The organism is Kitasatospora aureofaciens (assembly GCF_001188955.3).
GTDB classification, from domain to species: Bacteria; Actinomycetota; Actinomycetes; order Streptomycetales; family Streptomycetaceae; genus Kitasatospora; species Kitasatospora aureofaciens.
Window position 1 is genome coordinate 125,821 of sequence record NZ_JPRF03000017.1, and the last position, 19,108, is coordinate 144,928.

Here is a 19,108-nt window from a genome sequence, read left to right on the forward strand (position 1 = left end):
GCTACGGCACGGCCGGGCCGCTCAGGTAGGTGCCGTCCGCCGAGTACGGCCAGGCGTTCGGCGTGCAGCCCTTGAGGCCGTAGATCTGCTGCATCATGGCGGGCGCGGGCTTGCCGGGGCCGGGGCAGGTCTCGTGTCCGTGGCCGATCCGGTGGCCGACCTCGTGGTTGACGATCAGTGCCCGGTACTCGTCGATCGGGCCGCTGAACTGCGGCGAACCGGTGTTCCAGCGCTTGGAGTTGACGAGCACCTGGTTGCCGACGTTGCAGTTGACCTCGCCGTGGGTGTCCAGCCCGGAGGCGCCGCAGATCTTGTCCACGGTGGCCGGGGAGGCGATCTTGACGGTGAAGTCGTACGAGCCGCCGGCCACCAACTGGAAGCCGTTCTTGTGGTCGTTGGTCCAGCCGCGGCGGTCGCCGAGGATGCCGTGGATCTGCGCGGCGGCGGAGGCGGCGTCGATGCCGATGCCGTCCTCGACCTCGACCCGGTAGCGGCGCACGGTGCCGCGGCCGACGGCCTTGGCGCTGGCGGGGGCGGTGCTGAAGGTGCCGGAGCCCTTGGTGGGGCCCGGATCGGGCGCGGTGGGCGTGGGCGTGGGGGCCGTCGTCGGGGGCGCGGTCGGGGTGGGGGTGCCGGTGGGCGTCGGCGTCGCCGGTGCCGTGCCGGGTGACTGCTCGCCGGGCGGGGCGACCCGGGCCTGGGCGGTCGCGGCGGGGGCCGGGGCGTCCGAGGGGCGGTTCAGCGCGAAGGCGGCGACGCCCAGCAGCAGTACGGAGGCAACCAGTGCCGTGAGCATGCCAGGGCCGATCCGGCGACGTGACCTGCGGCGGCGACGGGCGCTGCGAGCGTTCTCCGGTGGAGCGGCTCGCCTGCGGGCGGATCTGGCTGCGGGCACGAGCGACACCCTGGCATGCGAACGGGTGAATGTCTACATACCTGGTATGCAGCTCCGGACGACTTCAGCCGATCGACGGCCCAGGTCGGCAGGATCGCGGTCACCGTCCGGCACCGAGCACCCCGCGAGGGGCGACGATCACCGCACTGCGATTGACCCCGGGCCCGGGGTGGCAGACTGCACTGCATGGCGATTCACAAGAATCTTCTCGACGGCCCCGATCCGACGTTCCTGCCGGAGGACGAGCAGCCCTACCGGATGCTGGCGGAGGAGTCGGCCTCACCGACCCAGGTGGCCGCCGACTTCCCGGCCTTCTGCCTCGCCTGGGCCATGCTCGCCGACGACGCCTACGCGGCGGGCCGCTACGTCGAGTCCTACGCCTACGCCCGTACCGGCTACCACCGCGGCCTCGACCAGCTGCGGCGCAGCGGCTGGAAGGGCCACGGGCCGGTGCCGTGGGACCACCGCGGCAACCGCGGCTTCCTGCGCTGCCTCGCGGCGCTCGCCCGGGCGGCCGGCGCGATCAAGGAGACGGAGGAGGAGGCGCGCTGCTGGCAGTTCCTGCAGGACAGCAGCGCGGAGGCGTACGCGGAGCTCAAGCAGTAGGGACCACGGAACCGTCCGGACCGCGAACCGTCCGGACCGGGAACCATCCGGACATGACCGTGCCCCCGGCGGGAGACCGCCGGGGGCACGACCGTTGTCACGCGCGATCGTCGTCACGCGCGCGTCAGCGGGCTCACTTCAGGCGCTTGCCGGCCGAACGCAGCTGCTCGGCGGCCTCGACCACGCGGGCGGCCATGCCGGCCTCGGCCAGCTTGCCCCAGGTGCGCGGGTCGTAGGTGTTCTTCTTGCCGACCTCGCCGTCGACCTTCAGCACGCCGTCGTAGTTGGCGAACATGTGGCCGGCCACCGGGCGGGTGAAGGCGTACTGGGTGTCGGTGTCCAGGTTCATCTTCACGACGCCGTTCTCCAGCGCGGTGGCGATCTCCTCGGCGGTGGAGCCCGAGCCGCCGTGGAAGACGAAGTCGAACGGGTCGGTCTTGCCGTACTGCTTGCCGATCGCGTCCTGCAGCTCGCGCAGCAGCTCCGGCTTCAGCACGACGTTGCCCGGCTTGTACACGCCGTGCACGTTGCCGAAGGAGGCGGCCAGCAGGTAGCGGCCCTTCTCGCCCAGGCCCAGGGCCTCGGCGGTGCGCACGGCGTCGTTGACGGTGGTGTACAGCTCGTCGTTGATCTCGTGCGAGACGCCGTCCTCCTCGCCACCGGTCGGGGTGATCTCGACCTCGAGGATGATCTTGGCGGCGGCGGCCTGGGCCAGCAGCTCCTGGGCGATGGACAGGTTGTCGGCGAGGGTCTCGGCCGAGCCGTCCCACATGTGCGACTGGAACAGCGGGTTCTCGCCCTTGGCCACGCGCTCGGCGGAGATCGCCAGCAGCGGGCGCACGTAGCCGTCCAGCTTGTCCTTCGGGCAGTGGTCGGTGTGCAGTGCGACGGTGATGTCGTACTTGGCGGCGACGATGTGGGCGAACTCGGCGAGCGCGACCGCGCCGGTCACCATGTCCTTGTTGTGCTGGCCGCCCAGGAACTCCGCGCCACCGGTCGAGATCTGGATGATGCCGTCGCTCTCGGCCTCGGCGAAACCGCGCAGCGCGGCGTGCAGGGTCTGCGACGAGGTGACGTTGATGGCCGGGTAGGCGAACTTGCCCGCCTTGGCCCGGTCGAGCATCTCGTTGTAGACCTCGGGAGTTGCGATGGGCATGCGATCCGCTCCTGTCGGGTTGCGGCGTACGGACGGTGCTGTCCGACGCTGTGTACGCCTTCGTGACGACTCCGTGCCGGCCCGCCGACGCGCGGCGCTGCGGTGTGGCTCTCCGGCACCAAGGTTCGAGGCGACCTCCGCGGTACGGCCATGAGGGTGGTGGGCCGCCGCGGACCGGACGCCTGGGCCATCTTCCCAGACTCGTGCCCGCAGGTCAGCAGGAGCCCGCCAGTCGGGACGTCGCCCGGGGAGGCTCGGCCGGAAGTCGACGGCGGACCGGGACCCGACCCGCTGGGCTCGGCCGGAAGTCATCGGAAAGGTACGCCCGCTATCCTGCGCCCGTGGACTACAACCAGCTGGCCGTCAACCTGCTCGACGCCAAATCCCTGATCTCGTCCCTCGGCGCCATAGGGCTGATCGCGATCATCTTCGCGGAGACCGGCCTGCTGGTCGGCTTCTTCTTCCCGGGCGACTCGCTGCTGATCATCGGAGGTGTCGCCGCCTCGAACGCCGCCTCCTCGGTGCTCGGAGACGGCGCCAAGCTGCCGATCGCCGTCCTGCTCACCGGCTGCCCCGTCGCGGCGATCGCCGGTGCCCAGCTGGGACACCTGATCGGGGCCAAGGTCGGGCCGAAGATGTTCGACAAGCCCGAGTCGAAGATCTTCCGCCGCGAATACGTGGTCAAGGCGGAGGAGTACTTCAACAAGTTCGGCTCCGGCAAGGCCGTGGTGCTGGCCCGCTTCATGCCGATCATCCGCACTTTCCTGAACCCGGTCGCCGGCACCCTGGAGATGCCCGCCAGGACCTTCTTCGTGTGGAACGTCGTCGGCGGCGTGCTCTGGACCGAGTCCATGCTGCTGATCGGCTACTTCTTCGGCGACGCGCTCGCCCCGGTGATCGACAAGTACCTGATCCCGGCGGTGCTGCTGATCGTGCTGCTGTCGATCTCGCCGATCCTGGTCGAGGTCGTGCGCGAGCGCCGCAAGAAGAAGGCCGGCCTCGTCGAGGTCCCCGCCGCGGACGCCATGCAGGGCAGCGGCAGCGGCAGCGGCAGCGGGCGGCACCGGCGCGGCTGAGGTCCCCGTTCACGGCCTCGCTGCGGATGCTTCGAGGGCCGGGTCCCGTTCCACGTGGTTTCACGTGAAACAGGACCCGGCCCTTCGTCTTGTCCGGGGAGCCGTATCGGCCGGGGCCGTACGGTCAGAGGCCCAGGTCGTCCAGGGTGTACGCGGTCACGTACGGCAGGCCCTGCTCCTCGACGGCGCCCGCGCCACCGCGCTCGACGATCACCGCGACCCCGACGACGTCGGCGCCCGCCTCACGCAGCGCCTCGACGGCCTGCAGCACCGAGCCACCGGTGGTGGAGGTGTCCTCGACCGCCAGCACCCGGCGGCCCTTCACCTCCGGGCCCTCGATCCGGCGCTGCAGACCGTGCGCCTTGCCGGTCTTGCGGACCACGAAGGCGTCCAGCTTCTGCCCGCGCGCGGCGGCGGCGTGCAGCATCGAGGTGGCCACCGGGTCGGCACCCAGGGTCAGACCGCCGACGGCGTCGTACTCCAGGTGCGAGGTCGCGTCCAGCATCACCCGGCCGACCAGCGGGGCGGCCTCGCCGTCCAGCGTGATCCGGCGAAGGTCGACGTAGTAGTCGGCCTCCTTGCCGGAGGAAAGGGTGACCTTGCCGTGCACGACGGCCTTGTCCTTGATCTGTGCCAGCAGGGCGTCGCGGTCGTTGCTCATGAGCGTTCAGTCTAGGCCCCGCCCTCGGCCTCCCGCCTGCGGGGCGCCGCCGGGGCCACGCCCCGGCAGCCCGTGAAGCGCACCCACGCGGCCGGACACGTCCTAGCGGCGGCGCAGCGCCCTGACCAGCACCACGGCCCCGCCCAGCAGGGCCACCGAGCCACCGATCACCCACGGCACCGCACTGCGACCGCCCGTGCCCGGCACCACGATGCCGCCGGCCTCGCCGCCCCAGCGGGACGCCGCCCGGGCCCGCGCGCTGCGGGCCGGCAGCGCCGGGGCGTAGCGGCCGCGCGGCGGGGCGTGGTCCACCTCCTCGGCCGAGCGGCCGACGATGCTGCGGCGCACCGGGCCGGTGAGCTCCGGCTCGTCCTCGTAGGCGAACAGCGGCTCGGCGGGGAGTTCCTCGGCGACCCCGTCCTGGGGGCCGTCACCGGCGTTCCCGGCGGCGTCGGCCGAGTCGTCGTGGTCGTCGACGTCGTCCTCCTCGTCCGCGTCGTCGTCGGACGAGCCGGTGGGGAGGCCGAAGCGCTCGGCGTCGGCGTCGGAGAAGGCGATCAGGTCGGAGAGGTCGTCGTCCAGGTCGTCGCCGGGCTGGTCCTGAAGCTCCTCGATGAAGACGATCTCGGCGTCGGTGCCGGTCTCGGCTGCGGCGTCGTCCGGGCCCTCGTCGCCGGTCCCGTCCGTGAGTTCCTCGTCGCCCTCCTCCGGGGCGTCCAGGGCGTCGGGGGCGTCCGGGGAGGTGAGCGCGGTGGCGAAGCGGTCCAGCAGACGGCGACCGGCGGCGTCGAGGGTCTCGGCGTCGAACTCGGCCAGCCGGCCGGTGGCGCTCAGATCGCCCGTGAAACGAACGGCCGCGGTGCCGTCCTCGGTGCCGTCCGTGACGCTCACCCGTACGGTGGCGGTCGCCTCACCGCTGCCCCGGGCCTCCTGACCCTCGGCGAGCACGGTGAGCACCCCGTTGCGGCCCTCGATCAGCGACAGCACGCCCTTGAAGGTGATCGTGGAGCCGCCGATCCGCAGCTTCAGTCGCCCGCCGATCTCCTCGGCCGGCCCGGCCCCGACCGCGGCCGGCTCGGTGCTCAGCCCGGGCACGCTCCGCGCCAGCAGCGCCGGATCCTGCAAGGCCTGCCGCACCAGCTCTGCGGACATCGGGACGACAACCTCATGCTCCATGCCACGGAGCCTACCGACTGGGCCCCGCCCGGTCCCTACCCACCACCGCCCGACTTTCCGTCACCACCCGCCTCACCACCCTCCGCCCGGCTCGCCACCGTGGCCCTCATCCCCCTCGGCCTGCGCCCGCCGCCCTTCTCCGTCGGCGCGGCCCGCTTCCCGGCGCTTCCGCCCGCCGAACCGCGCTGCCGGGGTGGCCTTCCTCCTGGCCTGCTGCTCGCCGGGCCGTCCCGTCCGGGTGGTCTTCTCCCCGCCTTCGCTCCCTGCTTGCCGCCTCCTCCCGTCGGGGCGGCCCCCTTCACCCCCGCCTCCTCCCGTCAGCGGGGCCCGAGGAGCGTGAGCGGGGCCGGGGGGCGGGGCGGGCGGAGGGTGGTGAGGCGGATGGTGGAGCTGCGGAGGGTGTCCGGGGTGAGGGCGCGTGGCGGTGGGGCGTCGTCGGCGAGGGCGAGCGGGGGCGGGGTGGCGGCGGCGAGCAGGAAGTCCTGCGTGGCGTCCGGCGGGCCCGGGCGGCAGGTTGCCCTCGCGCTGCCCTGGACGGCGTACGGGGTGGTCCGCAGTCCGGCGGCCCGCAGCCCCGCCTCGATCTGCCACAGGCCGCTTCCGCCCGCGTCCCCGTCCGCACCCCCGCTCCCGCCTTCTCCGCCGCGGACGGCGATCCGGCCGTCGGGGGCGAGCAGCCGGGCGGCGAGGCCGTAGAACTCCTCGGAGTGGAACTTGACCGGCCCGCCGTCGGAGGGCGCGGGCAGGTCGGCGAGCACCACGTCGTACTCCTCGGCGGGCGCGCTGCGCAGCCAGGCCATCGGGTCGGCGGCGGTGGTACGGACCCGGGGGTCGTCCAGGGAGTGGCCGTTGAGGGTGGCGAGCCCGGGGTCGGTGCCGGCGAGCCGGGGGAGGGCCGGGTCGGCGTCGACCAGCCGGACGGAGCGGACGCCGCGGTGCCGCAGTACCTCCCGCAGGGCGAGGCCGTCGCCGCCGCCGAGCAGCAGGACCCGGGAGTCGGGCCCGGCGGCCAGGGCGGGGTGGACGAGCGCCTCGCTGCCCCGGTACTCGTCGGGCCCGCAGACCGCGAGCCGTCCGTCGAGGTAGAGCCGGAGCGGGCCGTCGGCGGGGCCGGTGAGCACGATCTCCTGGTACCGGCTGCGGGTGGCGTAGCGGACCTGGTCGCCGTAGAGGGCGTGCCGGGCGGCGTGTTCGATGCGGTCGGAGCCCACGGCGGCGGCCGCGAGCACGGCGAGGACGAGGGTGCAGCCGCCCCAGAGCAGCCGTCGTATCCGGGGGGCGGGTTCCTCGCGAAAGAGCCAGAGCACCACGGCGGCCCCGGCGACGGCGTTGACCGCGCCGGTGAGCAGCGCGCCGTCGCCGGGGCCGAGCCGGGGGAGCATCAGGAAGGGGAAGGCGAGGCCGCCGATCAGCGCGCCCACGTAGTCGGCGGCGAACAGGTCGGCGACCGCGCGTCCGGCGTCCTCGCGTCGGATCCGTTGGATGAGGGTCATCAGCAGCGGGATCTCGGCGCCGATGAGGATGCCGATGAGGCAGGTGAGGCCGACCATCGCGGCCTGGTAGCGGCCGATCCAGGCCCAGCAGGAGTAGAGGGCGAGGACGGAGAGCCCGCCGGTGAGCGCGAGGGCGCATTCGACCAGGGCGAAGGCGGTCGCGGGGCGGCGGGTGAGCCGCTTGGCGAGCAGTGAGCCGAGGCCCATCGCGAACACCATGACGGACAGTACGACGGACGTTTGGGTGACGGTGTCCCCGAGGAGGTAGTCGCCGAGCGCCACGAGTTCGAGCTCGTAGACGAGTCCGCAGGCCGCGCAGACGAACGCGGCCAGCAGGACGGCGAGCCGGGCGAGCCGGGGGCGGGAGCGCAGCCGGGAGCGACGGCGGGCGGGCAGGGGGATGAGGCTTCGCCCGGGCAGGGGTGGGGTGCCGTCGTCGAGGTCCACTTGCGGGTGTGCGGGCGGACCGGCCGGATGGTTGATCACGAACAAACGCTAGGGGACGTGCGGGACGGATAGCTGCGCCCATCCGACGGACAGTGAGTGCCGTCCGATTGACGAATCGTTCCTGCGTGCGATTCATCGGCTTGTGCTGGGTAGCGTATGGCCGGGCAGACGGTCCCGCCCAGCTCGTCGGCCCTCATGGCCCCGACACCACCAGCGAGGATCGGGTGCAGACCAGCTGCCCCTCCTGCGGGTAGGCGTGCCAGGTCCGCCAGAGCAGCCGGTCAGGGCCGCCCTGGGTGACGAGTGCGGTGAAGGCGCTCGGGTCGCCCGGGAAGACCCCGGCGAGGCCGCGCGGATGGCCCTCGACCAGGGCCAGCAGCTCCTGGGCGCGGGCCGCGAAGTCGTGCGGCGGCAGCGCCTCGATCCGGGCGGCGAACTCGTACTCCCAGCCGCCGACCTGTTTGGCCACCCGGGCGGGCAGCGGGGTGCGGCGGCCGGGCAGGCAGGCGACGGTCTCCAGGCAGTCGCCGGGGCCGGCCGAGATCACCACCTGGTGCGAGGCGCCCAGCAGCCGCAGCTGGAGGGTGCCGGAGGCGCCGGGGCGGCCGCCGTCGAGTCTCAGGTCGCGGACGGCGAGAGCGGGCAGCGGGTCGCCGCCGAGGCACCAGGCCAGGTCACCGGCGCGGGTGTCCGTGTAGGAGGTCTGCAGTGTGGTGAGCATGCTCGGCTCCGCGTTTCAGCTCCGTGCGCGCCCGCCGAGCAGCAGCGAGTAGGCCTAGGCGATGGCGAGGCTGTTCGTGGCTGTGCGGCCCTGGGCGCGGCCGACCGTGGAAGGAAGGATTCCGGCTGGAGATTCAGCAGCAGAGAAGCATGAATACGCCGGGCCCGTCGGGGATTTACCCAACTTTGTGAAGCATTCACCGTTTCGAGCACCCCTGCTTCCCGGCTCTGATCGACCCGGTGTGCGACTTTGCACAGCGCGCGCCCCTGTCACCGGCCTGTGCGCCGTGCGCGCTGGTTGTGCACTCTTCGCGCGCTCCACGCGCCGCAGCCCGCCACGCGCAGGCGTGGAGGACGGCCGGACGTGCCCGACGGGTCGCCGAATTTGCCTCACTGGCAGTAAAGAAGCATGTCGCTCATGGGAGTTGAGTATTGATCAGAACTGGCGTCGGAACCATGACCCCCCCGTTCGAGGGGGCGCGCGAAACCTCCGCCAGCGCCGTAGACGCGCAACCCGCTCCAGAAGCCCCCGGCCCCTCTGCACAAACCCGCCCCGGCTGGGCTAGCGCGGCCCCGCGGAAGGCGGCCGCACCGCCAAGTGCGGTCGCTTGTAAGGCACTTGCCGCAGCGGTCGCCCCTCAGAGCCGTTGGAGGCGGGTAACCGCTTCGGTCAGCACCTCGTCCTTCTTGCAGAAGGTGAAGCGGACGAGGCTGCGGCCCGCGTCGGTGTTGTCGTAGAAGACGGCGTTGGGGATGGCGACCACGCCGCAGCGTTCCGGCAGGGAGCGGCAGAAGTCGATGCCGTCCTTCTCGCCGAGCGGGGTGATGTCGGTGGTGATGAAGTAGGTGCCCTCGGGGGTGAAGGCGCGGAACCCGGCCGCGGTGAGCCCGTCGAGCAGCAGGTCGCGCTTGCGGAGCAGGTCGGTGCGCAGGGTGCGGAAGTAGTCGTCGGGCAGTCGGAGGGCTTCGGCGACGGCGTACTGGAAGGGCCCGGCGCTGACGTAGGTCAGGTACTGCTTGGCGGTGCGGACGGCGGAGACCAGCGCGGGGCTCGCGGTGACCCAGCCGACCTTCCAGCCGGTGAAGGAGAAGGTCTTGCCGGCGGAGGAGATGGTGACGGTGCGCTCGCGCATGCCGGGGAGGGCGGCGAGCGGGTGGTGGGTGGCGCCGAAGACCAGGTGTTCGTAGACCTCGTCGGTGATCACCAGCAGGTCGTGCTCGACGGCGAGGGCGGCGATCGCGGCCAGTTCCCCGGGGGCGAGGACGGTACCGGTGGGGTTGTGCGGGGTGTTGATCAGCAGCAACCGGGTGCGCGGTGTGATCAGGGCGCGCAGCTCGTCCAGGTCGGGGCGGAAGTGCGGGGCCCGGAGGGTGAGCGGGCGGCGGGTGGCGCCGGCCATGGCGATGCAGGCGGCGTAGGAGTCGTAGAAGGGCTCCAGGGCGATCACCTCGTCGCCGGGCTCCAGCAGGGCGAGCAGGGCGGCGGCGATGGCCTCGGTGGCGCCGGCGGTGACCAGGACCTCGGTGTCCGGGTCGTAGGTCAGGCCGTGGAAGCGCTGCTGGTGCTCGGCGATGGCGTGCCGCAGTTCGGGGATGCCGGGGCCGGGCGGGTACTGGTTGCCGCGGCCCTCGCGCAGGGCGCGTACGGCGGCCTCGCGGACCTCCTCGGGGCCGTCGGTGTCCGGGAAGCCCTGGCCGAGGTTGATCGAGCCGGTGGCCGTGGCCAGGGCGGACATCTCGGCGAAGATCGTCGTGCCCATCCCGGCCAGTCGGCGGTTCAGCAGCGGCCTGGTACCCATCGGTGGCTCCTCACGGCTCGTCGTCAGGGCCATCCTGGGGCAGCCGGGGGCCGGGGACAAGGACGGCCCGGCCGCCCGGACGTACCGGGGGTCGGGCCGCGGGGTGCGTGCCGGGGGCCGGGATCAGGCCTCCTCGCCGTCCTCGCCCTCGCCGTCCTCGCCCTCGATCTCGTTCTGCAGGCCCAGGCGCTCGACGATCCACTGCTCGAAGCCGACCGCGGCCTGGGTCCAGTTCGCCGTGGTGGTGACGAAGTAGTCCAGGTTGACGCCGGTGCCGACGATCATCTGGGCCTCGCCGATCAGGCGGACCACGCCGTCCTCGTGGGTGTGGGTGTAGACCTTGGGCCAGAGGGTCTCCCGGTTCCACTCGTCGATCAGGTCGAGGATCTCGCCCTTCTTCTCCAGCGGGTACGCGCGGTCGTAGAAGGCGCGCACCGCGAAGAGCTCCTTCTGCTCGCCGCGGAACATGTAGTAGACGCGGAAGCCCTCCCAGGGGGCGGTGAGGTCGCCCTCCTCGTCCACGACGTGCTTGAGCTGCATCTGGTCGAGCAGCTGGGTGACCAGGGCCTGGTCCGGGACGATGATCGGCGGAGGGCCGGCCGGCCGGCCGCCCTGGCCGCCGGGCTGGCCGCCCTGGGGCACGCCGAACGAGGGGATGGACGACGGGTCGATGCTCATGGGGGTCCTCTTCCTCAGTGCACGTGGTGGCCGGCAATGAGAGGCCGCCCTTTCCACCTCCCATCCTGCCTCATTCGGGGCTCCGCTCACAGGGGCGCCGAGGGGCGCGTCGATCTTCGTTCCGGGGCGCCGCCGGGGCGCGCGGGGGCCTTCGTCACCCACGGTGTCCGGGCGGCCGTCGGCCCGCCGTCACCCCTCCGCCACCCCGTCGTCCCGTACGCCTGACCGGCGCTCGGCTCACCGCTCGCCCGGCCGCGCGCCCGGCGCTCGCGTGAGCCAAGTCACGTGCCCGGCGCACGGTTTCGCCTGCCGTGCGGGCCGGATGCGGTTAGCGTGCGACGGAACTCACCGGGAGGCAAAGTTCTTTTTTACCGGGCGAGTTGAGGTGGTTCGAACCGAAGGGGGGAGCAGTGATGGAGCGTACGGTGACCGCGGAGGGCGCCTCGCTCGGGACGCTGCTGCGGAACATCCGACTGGACCGGGGGATGACGCAGGAGCAGTTGGGCGAGGCGTCGGGGCTGAGCGTGCGGTCGATCCGCGACCTGGAGCGGGGAGTGTGCTGCCCGCGGGTGTCCACGCTGCGGCTGCTCACCCAGACGTGGAACCTGCCGGCGCCCCAGGGGGCCGAGCTGCACCGGCTGGCGCGCGCGTGGCGGGACCGCTCGCGGCGGCAGCGGCGGGCAGTGCCGGACTAGCGGACGCTCACACCGGAGCGGCCTCTCCCGCGAGAGCGGTCCGTCGCACGGAAGCGGTCCGCCACACGGAAGCCGTCCGTCCCGCGAAAGCGGTACGGGCCGCTCCCTTCGCCTGTGCGAGGGAGCGGCCCGTGCGACGGCGCGGCTGCTACTTCTCCAGCGGGCCCCGGCCGCGGACGATGAGGTGGTCGCCCTCGTCGTCCCGCTCGACCAGGACGGTGTCCCCGTCGTGCACCTGGCCGGACAGGATCGCCCGGGCCAGCTGGTCGCCGATCGCGGACTGCACCAGTCGGCGCAGCGGGCGGGCGCCGTACGCCGGGTCGTAGCCGGTGAGCGCCAGCCAGTCGCGGGCGGCCGGGGAGACGTCCAGGGTGAGCCGCCGCTCGCGCAGCCGCTCGCCGAGGCGGGCCACCTGCAGGTCGACGATGCGGCTGAGCTCGACGGTGCCCAGCGGGTCGAAGACCACGATGTCGTCCAGCCGGTTGAGGAACTCCGGCTTGAACGCGGCCCGGACGGAGTCCAGCACCAGGGCCTTCTTCCGCTCCTCCGGGGTGGTCGGGTCCACCAGGTACTGGCTGCCGAGGTTGGAGGTGAGGATCAGGATCGCGTTGCGGAAGTCCACCGTGCGGCCCTGGCCGTCGGTGAGCCGGCCGTCGTCGAGCACCTGGAGCAGCACGTCGAAGACCTCCGGGTGGGCCTTCTCGACCTCGTCCAGCAGCACCACGCTGTACGGGCGGCGGCGGACCGCCTCGGTGAGCTGGCCGCCCTCCTCGTAGCCGACGTACCCGGGCGGGGCGCCGACCAGGCGGGAGACCGAGTGCTTCTCGCCGTACTCGCTCATGTCGATCCGGACCATCGCCCGCTCGTCGTCGAACAGGAAGTCGGCCAGGGCCTTGGCGAGTTCGGTCTTGCCGACGCCCGTCGGGCCGAGGAAGAGGAAGGAGCCGGTCGGCCGGTCCGGGTCGGCGATGCCCGAACGGGTGCGGCGCACGGCGTCCGAGACGGCCTGCACGGCCTCCGCCTGGCCGATCAGGCGCTTGCCCAACTCCTCCTCCATGCGCAGGAGTTTGGCGCTCTCGCCCTCCAGCAGCCGGCCGGCCGGGATGCCCGTCCAGGAGGCGACCACGTCGGCCACGTCGTCCGGACCGACCTCCTCCTTGACCATCGAGGGGGAGGCGGACCCGGGCTCGTCGTTCGCAGTGGCGGCGCGCTCCTGGGCCTCGCTGAGCTCCTTCTCGGCGGCCGGGATCTCGGCGTACATCAGCTTGGACGCCCGCTCGAAGTCCCCGTCGCGCTGGGCCCGTTCGAGCGCGCCGTGCAGGTCGTCCAGCCGCTCCTTGAGCTCGCCGACCCGGTTGAGGCTCTTCTTCTCCTGTTCCCAGCGCGCCGTCAGCACGCTCAACTGCTCGTTCTTGTCGGCCAGATCGCGGCGCAGCCGGGCCAGCCGGTCGACCGAGGCCGGGTCCGACTCCTTCTCCAGGGCCAGCTCCTCCATCCGCAACCGGTCGACGGCGCGCTGGAGTTCGTCGATCTCGACCGGGGATGAGTCGATCTCCATCCGCAGCCGGGAGGCCGCCTCGTCGACCAGGTCGATGGCCTTGTCGGGCAGGAAGCGGGAGGTGATGTAGCGATTGGACAGGGTGGCCGCGGCGACCAGGGCGGCGTCCGAGATCTGCACCTTGTGGTGCGCCTCGTACCGGCCCTTGAGGCCGCGCAGGATGGCGATCGAGTCCTCCACGCTGGGCTCGCCGACCAGTACCTGCTGGAAGCGGCGCTCCAGGGCCGGGTCCTTCTCGATCCGCTCGCGGTACTCGTCCAGCGTGGTGGCACCGACCATCCGCAGCTCGCCGCGGGCCAGCATCGGCTTGAGCATGTTGCCCGCGTCCATCGCGGAGTCGCCGCCGGCGCCCGCGCCGACCATGGTGTGCAGCTCGTCGATGAAGGTGACCACCTGGCCGTCGGAGGCCTTGATGTCGTTCAGGACGGCCTTCAGCCGCTCCTCGAACTCGCCGCGGAACTTGGCGCCCGCGACCATCGCGCCGAGGTCCAGTGCGACCAGCCGCTTGCCGCGCAGCGACTCCGGCACGTCGCCGGCCACGATGCGCTGGGCCAGGCCCTCGACCACGGCCGTCTTGCCGACGCCGGGTTCGCCGATCAGCACCGGGTTGTTCTTCGTCCGGCGGGAGAGCACCTGGACCACCCGGCGGATCTCGTGGTCACGTCCGATCACCGGGTCGAGCTTGCCGTCCCGGGCGGCCTGGGTGAGGTCGGTGCCGAACTTCTCCAGGGCCTTGTAGGTGCCCTCCGGATCGGGTGAGGTGACCCGGCCGGTGCCCCGGACGTCCTTGAAGGCGGCCAGCAGTGCCTTGGGCGTCGCGCCGTGCTGCACCAGGAGCTCGGCGACGGCCCCGCCCTCGGCGGCCAGGCCGACCATCAGGTGCTCGGTGGAGACGTACTGGTCGTCCAGGTCGTCCGCGCGCTTGCCGGCCTCGGTGAGCACGGCGAGGGTGTCCCGGGCCAGCTGCGGGGCGGCGACCGTCGAGCCCATCGCGCTGGGCAGCGCCGTCAGCAGGCGGCGCGCCTCGGCGTCGATCCGGGGGACGTTCGCCCCGACCGCCTCCAGCAGGGGCCGGGCGATGCCCTCGGGCTGCTCCAGCAGAGCGATCAGGATGTGCACCGGCTTGACGTCCGGGTTGCCGGCCGCGCCCGCCTGCCGGATCGCGGCGGACAGGGCGTCCTGCGTCTTGGTGGTGAACTTGCTCGCGTCCACTGGTGGGGGATCCTCCCTCGTCGTCCTTCACTGCTGCTGCGTACAGCATGCACTAAGTTGAGTGTATTCCACTCAAGTTTTTTTCGGGAGCCTTCCGGCCGGTCCGCCGGGAGTCCCCCGTCCCGGCGGGCCTCAGCCCTTCCGCCTCGGCGGCCGGCCCGAGCTCCTGCGGGTCAGCCCCAGCAGCTCCCGGGCCGGCCCGCCCGGCCGCTGCCCGGCCGGCCACACCGCGCGCAGCGGCCGCCGCAGATCCAGCTCCTCCGCCAGCGGCACCTCGACCAGCCGCCGGGTGGCCAGTTCCTCCACCACCGCCAGCTCGCTCAGGCAGACCGGCCCCGCCCCGGTCATCGCCGCCGCCTTCAGCGCGGTGGACGAGGCCAGCTCCATCCGGGGCGGCACCGCGCCCCCGTACGGAGTCAGCGCCATCTCCAGCACCTCCCGGGTGCCCGAGCCGGGCTCGCGCAGCACCAGCGGGGTGGACGCCAGCTCCGTCCCGGTCAGCGGGGCGCGGCGGCGCGCCCACCGGTGGCCGGGCGCGACCACGACCACCAGTCGGTCCGCCGCCACCACCGCGCCGGCCAGACCGGGCGGGGTGGTCGGGCCCTCGACGAAGCCGAGGTCGGCGTCCCCGGCCAGCACGTGGCCGGCCACCTCCGCCGAGTTCGCCGTCCGCAGCGTCACCGCTGTCCCCGGACTGGCCTCGGCCAGCGCCAGCAGCCAGCCCGGCATCAGGTACTCGGCGACCGTCAGGCTGGCCACCACCCGCAGCTTGGCGTCCCGCCGCTCGCGCAGCGCGTCGATCCCGGCGTCCAGCGCCTGCGCGGCCTCCACCACCTGCCGGGCCCACTCGACCACCAGCCGGCCGGCCTCGGTCGGCCGGCTGCCCCGGGGCGAGCGCTCCAGCAGGGGGACGCCGATCTGCCGCTCCATGCCCTTGATCCGGGCGCTCGCCGTCGGCTGGCTGACGCCCACCTCGGCCGCCGCCCGGCCGACGCTGCCCAGCCGGGCCACCGCGAGCAGCAGTTCCAGGGCGCCCAGTTCGGGGACGTGCGGGGAGAGAGCCATAGGTTCAGGCTATGTCCTCATAGAACCCGCGGCGCTACCGGCCACCGGGCCGCCGGGCGACGGTGGAACCATGTCCACCTCGGCCGATGTCCCCCCGCTCACCAGCCCCGCTGCCGCCACCAGCCCCGCTGCCGCCACCGTCCCCGCCGTCGCTGCGGGTGCTGTCGGCTCCGCCGCCCTCCCTGCGGCCTCCGCCGTCGGCTCCCCGCTCTCCCGCCTCGACCTCGCCCAGCTGGGCCCCAACTGGTACGCCGCCGTGATGGGCACCGCGATCGTGGCCAACGGTGCCGCCGCGCTGCCGGTCCGGGTGCCCGGGCTGATCGGCTTCGGCGAGGCGATGTGGGGCCTCGGCGCGGCCGCCCTGCTGGTGCTGGCCGCGGCCCGGCTGGTGCACCTCACCCGGCACCGCGAGGCGGCCCGCACCCAGCTGCTGGACAACCCGGCCACCGCCGTCTTCTACGGCTGCCCGCCGATGGCGCTGCTCGCGGTCGGGCTCGGCACCCTGCTGCTCGGCTCACGGGTCATCGGCACCGGTCCGGCCGTCGCCCTGGACGCGGTGCTGTGGGGCGTCGGCACCCTCTACGGGCTGGCCGTCGCGGCCGGCATCCCGTACCTGATGATCACCCGGCACCCGGTCTCCGCCCTGGAGGCCAACCCGACCTGGCTGCTGCCGGTCGTCGCCCCGCTGGTCGCCTCCGCCTGCGGCCCGGCGCTCGTCCCGCACCTGCCCGCCGGCCTGCCGCAGCAGGCCATGCTGTACGGCTGCTGGGCGCTGTTCGGGGTCGGCCTGCTGGCCACCCTGGTGCTGCTGCCGGTGGTGTTCACCGGACTGTTCCACAGCAAGGTGCCCGCCCTGGCGCTCACCCCCGCACTGTTCCTGGTGCTCGGCCCGCTCGGCCAGTCCGTCACCGCGATCCACCAGCTCGCCGACGCGGCCCGCCCGGTGCTGCCCGCGCTGGCGCCCGTCATGCTGCCGCTGGCCGAGCTGTACGGCGTCGCGGTGATCGGGGTCGCGATGCTCTGGCTGGCCGTCGCGCTCACCGCCAACCTGCGCGCCCGGCGGGCCGGGATGCCGTTCGCGATGACCTGGTGGGCGTTCACCTTCCCGGTCGGCACCTGCGTCACCGGTGCCTCCGCACTCGCCGGGCACACCCGCTTCGGCGGCTTCACCGGGCTGGCCGCCGTCCTCTACCTGCTGCTGGGCGCCGCCTGGCTGCTGGCGGCGGGCGGCACGGTCGCGGGGCTGCTGCGCGGGCGGCTGCTGGCGCGCTGAGCTGCGGGGGAGCGGGGCCGGGCTCCTGTCGGATGCCCCCCGTCGGCACCCGCCGTCAGGAGCACGCCGCCGTTGCAGGAACGCGCAGGTGCAGGACGACGGTGTACAGCCGGCCGCCAGCCGCCGATGCCACCCCCCGCTGGCCTCGGCCTTTACCGGAATCCGACCTGCCGTCCGAGACCCGGCACCCTCGCCGGGATGCAGAAAACTGCAATTGCGCGAACCTGCACTCGGACGGCACTTGTTCACCGGCCGTCACGCTGTGAGGGTGGAGGCACGCCAGGTCGTCCGGGCACCGCAGCCCGATGGTGGCGACTTGCTCTTCAGACTGACCACGGGTGCAACATCCCGCAGCCGTGGAACGGGGGGGAAGAGCCCCGGCCGGGGTCCATGTGTGGTGATGGCCCCCGGAGCCGGAGCCGGCGAGGCGTTGCTGCTCCGCCTCGACGGAAGCGCCCAGGTCCTGGCGTACTGATGGGGACCCCCGGGATCCCGGTGTGCGACGGCACCCGGACCCGGGGGTCCACCGTCCGACCGGTACCGTGGACGCCCCCGGCCACCGGGGACCGCGCGTACGGCTCGGGGGCAACAGGGGAGAGGCGTCCGGCAGGGAGAGTGCGACGTGACGGCGGAACCGGCGGTCACGCCGCACCAGGTGCCCGAGAACGGTGAACCCGACGAGGCCGCCCGGCAGTTGTACCTGGCGATCATCGCCGAAGGCGGCCGCATCCCGTTCGCCGACATCACCGACGACGACGGCGCCGCACTCCGGCAACTCCTCGACATCGGCCTGATCATGGTCAACCGGATGGACCGCTGCTACACCGCCGTCAGCCCACGCTCCGTCAGCGACCGCCTCGGTGCGGAACTCCGCAGCGAGGCCACCCGGCTGCTGGTCCGCGCCGAGAACCTCCCCGGCGCCCTGGACGGCCTCACCCGCGCCTACGACGCGATGCCCCGCCCGTCCGGCGGATCCGGCGGCGCCGTCCACGTCGAGGGCCACGTCCACATCCGCCAACGGATCTCCCAGCTGGTCTCCGACTGCCGCTCCGAGGTCCTCACCGCGCAGCCCGGCCAACGCCCCGCCGACGCCCTGCAGGTCGCCCTCGCCCAGGACATCCGGCTCCTCCAGCGCGGCTGCTCGCTGCGCACCATCTACCAGCCCGTCGCGCTCGCCGACCCGCCCGCGATCGCCTACGCCGAGGAGGTCACCCGGCACGGCTCGCAGATCCGGATCCTCGACGAGCCCTTCCAGCGCCTGATCGTCTTCGACCGCAGCGTCGCCGTCATCTCCGCCAACGACGACAACAGCGCCGCCGCCTTCATCAGCGACCCGGCCGCCCTCACCTTCCTGATCGGCGGCTTCGAACGCGACTGGACCCGCGCCGACACCGCCGAAGCAGCCTCCGCCCTCGGCCGCGGGCCCGCCCGCACCATCCCCGACCGGATCGGCCGTCTGCTCGCCCGCGGCCTCACCCAACGCGCCGTCGCCACCCGCCTCGGCCTCAGCGAACGCACCGTCGCCGGCCACATCTCCCGCCTGCGCGACCGCTACGGCGCCCAGACCCTCTTCCACCTCGGCTGGCACCTGAACGGAGAACGCCATGGCTGACCCCTCCGCCCTCCTCGCGGCCGCCCTCCCCGACCCCGCCGCCCGCGCCCTCTACCTCGCCATCCTCCGCGAGGGCGGCCGCATCCGATCCGCCGAGGTCGGCCCGACGGATCGGGCGGCGCTCGGACGGCTGTTGGAACTCGGGCTGGTGGTGCCGCAGTTGCAGGACGCTGCGTACAGCGCTGTCGACCCGCGTGGGGCCATCGAGCGAATCGGCACCGAGATCCGTCTGCAGAGCGCCCGCCTGCTCGCGGACGCCGAGCAGCTTCCCGAAACAATGGGCGAACTGATCCGGGCGTACGACGCCAGTCCGAAACGGCAGAGCGAGTCGAGAGGGCTGCGATACGTCACCGGCAAGGAGGAGATCCGGCACACGGTCGAGCAGTTGAGCCAGGAGTTTCCGAGAGAGAGCATGGCCGCCCAGCCCGGCGGCCCCCGCCCTGCCGTCGAACTGCCGGACTCGCTGGAGCGCGCCCGACGCTTCCACGAACGCGGCGGCACCGTGCGTTCCCTCTACGAACTCTCCGCCAAGTACGATCCGGCGACCGTCCGGTTCGCCGCTCAGGTGGCCCAGCTCGGCGCCACCACCCGCGTCCTGGGCGTCCCGTTCAAGCGATTCCTGGTCTTCGAATGCTCCGTGGCCCTCATCCCCGCCGCCTCGGACTACAGCAGCGCCGCCGTGGTCGACGATCCGGCGATGGTCGCCTTCGTGGTCGACACCTTCGAGACGCTCTGGCAGCAGGCCGAGGGCGTCAACTGGGCAGCAGTGGCGGCTGGTTCCTCCGCCTATCCCGTCCACGAGCAGGTCGGCCGCCTGCTCGCCCAGGGCCTCACCCAGCGCTCCGTCGCGAGCCGCCTGGGCCTGAGCGAGCGTACGGTCGCCAGCCACATCGCCCGGCTGCGTGAGCTGTACGACGCCGAGACGCTCTTCCAGCTCGGTTGGCAGATGAGGGGAGCCCGGGCGGGCGAGTCCGGTGGGTGAGTTC

General features: G+C 73.0%; 16 protein-coding genes. 6 read left to right on the forward strand and 10 right to left on the reverse strand.

Translation table 11 applies throughout. From position 1 onward, the window contains the following. Position 1: 1 nt before the first annotated feature. Positions 2-796, reverse strand: a complete 795-nt coding sequence (locus HS99_RS10370) for a DUF3152 domain-containing protein (RefSeq protein WP_078866957.1) — start codon at positions 794-796, stop codon at positions 2-4. Positions 797-1,081: 285 nt separating this feature from the next. Here HS99_RS10370 and HS99_RS10375 point away from each other — a divergent pair, with 285 nt between their 5' ends. Then, positions 1,082-1,501, forward strand: coding sequence for a DUF3151 domain-containing protein (locus HS99_RS10375; RefSeq protein WP_030278347.1), 420 nt, complete (start codon positions 1,082-1,084; stop codon positions 1,499-1,501). A gap of 133 nt (positions 1,502-1,634) precedes the next feature. Here the strand turns inward: HS99_RS10375 and fbaA are convergent, their stop codons facing one another. Beyond that, on the reverse strand, positions 1,635-2,657 hold the full coding sequence (fbaA, locus tag HS99_RS10380) for a class II fructose-bisphosphate aldolase (protein ID WP_030278348.1): 1,023 nt from the start codon (positions 2,655-2,657) through the stop codon (positions 1,635-1,637). A gap of 341 nt (positions 2,658-2,998) precedes the next feature. Here fbaA and HS99_RS10385 point away from each other — a divergent pair, with 341 nt between their 5' ends. Then, positions 2,999-3,733: a DedA family protein gene (locus HS99_RS10385; RefSeq protein ID WP_030552059.1), complete on the forward strand. Its 735-nt coding sequence runs from the start codon at positions 2,999-3,001 to the stop codon at positions 3,731-3,733. A 124-nt stretch (positions 3,734-3,857) separates the two neighbouring features. On the opposite strand, the gene pyrE is transcribed toward HS99_RS10385, so the two are convergent. The 6 genes from pyrE to HS99_RS10415 all read right to left on the reverse strand — a co-directional run bounded on the left by pyrE (position 3,858) and on the right by HS99_RS10415 (position 10,707). Beyond that, positions 3,858-4,394, reverse strand: a complete 537-nt coding sequence (gene pyrE / locus HS99_RS10390; RefSeq protein WP_030278352.1) for an orotate phosphoribosyltransferase — start codon at positions 4,392-4,394, stop codon at positions 3,858-3,860. A gap of 102 nt (positions 4,395-4,496) precedes the next feature. Beyond that, positions 4,497-5,570: an SRPBCC family protein gene (locus HS99_RS10395; RefSeq protein ID WP_107050770.1), complete on the reverse strand. Its 1,074-nt coding sequence runs from the start codon at positions 5,568-5,570 to the stop codon at positions 4,497-4,499. Between the two features lie 317 nt (positions 5,571-5,887). Next, positions 5,888-7,549 (reverse strand): polyamine aminopropyltransferase, encoded by a 1,662-nt coding sequence (locus tag HS99_RS10400; RefSeq protein ID WP_370863235.1) that lies wholly within the window; start codon positions 7,547-7,549, stop codon positions 5,888-5,890. A 154-nt stretch (positions 7,550-7,703) separates the two neighbouring features. Further along, entirely contained in the window at positions 7,704-8,231 is a 528-nt protein-coding gene (locus HS99_RS10405; protein WP_030278359.1) for a DUF2617 family protein, read from the reverse strand. Between the two features lie 637 nt (positions 8,232-8,868). Beyond that, positions 8,869-10,029 (reverse strand): pyridoxal phosphate-dependent aminotransferase, encoded by a 1,161-nt coding sequence (locus tag HS99_RS10410; protein ID WP_030552056.1) that lies wholly within the window; start codon positions 10,027-10,029, stop codon positions 8,869-8,871. A 123-nt stretch (positions 10,030-10,152) separates the two neighbouring features. Then, positions 10,153-10,707, reverse strand: a complete 555-nt coding sequence (locus HS99_RS10415; RefSeq protein ID WP_030278363.1) for a type III secretion system chaperone family protein — start codon at positions 10,705-10,707, stop codon at positions 10,153-10,155. Positions 10,708-11,120: 413 nt separating this feature from the next. On the opposite strand from HS99_RS10415, the gene HS99_RS10420 reads away from it, so the two are divergent. Then, on the forward strand, positions 11,121-11,402 hold the full coding sequence (locus HS99_RS10420; protein ID WP_030278365.1) for a helix-turn-helix domain-containing protein: 282 nt from the start codon (positions 11,121-11,123) through the stop codon (positions 11,400-11,402). Positions 11,403-11,550: 148 nt separating this feature from the next. On the opposite strand, the gene clpB is transcribed toward HS99_RS10420, so the two are convergent. Then, the gene (gene clpB, locus HS99_RS10425; RefSeq protein ID WP_030278366.1) at positions 11,551-14,172 is read right to left on the reverse strand and encodes an ATP-dependent chaperone ClpB; all 2,622 of its coding nucleotides are present in this window, start codon (positions 14,170-14,172) and stop codon (positions 11,551-11,553) included. A gap of 132 nt (positions 14,173-14,304) precedes the next feature. After that, positions 14,305-15,237, reverse strand: a complete 933-nt coding sequence (locus HS99_RS10430; RefSeq protein ID WP_030552055.1) for a LysR family transcriptional regulator — start codon at positions 15,235-15,237, stop codon at positions 14,305-14,307. Between the two features lie 70 nt (positions 15,238-15,307). Between HS99_RS10430 and HS99_RS10435 the strand changes: the two genes are divergently transcribed. From HS99_RS10435 to HS99_RS10445, 3 genes are all read left to right on the forward strand, one after another. Then, entirely contained in the window at positions 15,308-16,510 is a 1,203-nt protein-coding gene (locus HS99_RS10435) for a TDT family transporter (protein WP_046386398.1), read from the forward strand. 622 nt (positions 16,511-17,132) lie between these two features. Further along, the gene (locus HS99_RS10440; RefSeq protein ID WP_050366684.1) at positions 17,133-18,122 is read left to right on the forward strand and encodes a hypothetical protein; all 990 of its coding nucleotides are present in this window, start codon (positions 17,133-17,135) and stop codon (positions 18,120-18,122) included. Then, positions 18,115-19,104, forward strand: a complete 990-nt coding sequence (locus tag HS99_RS10445; protein WP_030552049.1) for a LuxR C-terminal-related transcriptional regulator — start codon at positions 18,115-18,117, stop codon at positions 19,102-19,104. The genes HS99_RS10440 and HS99_RS10445 overlap by 8 nt, the downstream gene beginning before the upstream one ends. The last annotated feature ends 4 nt before the right edge of the window (positions 19,105-19,108 follow it).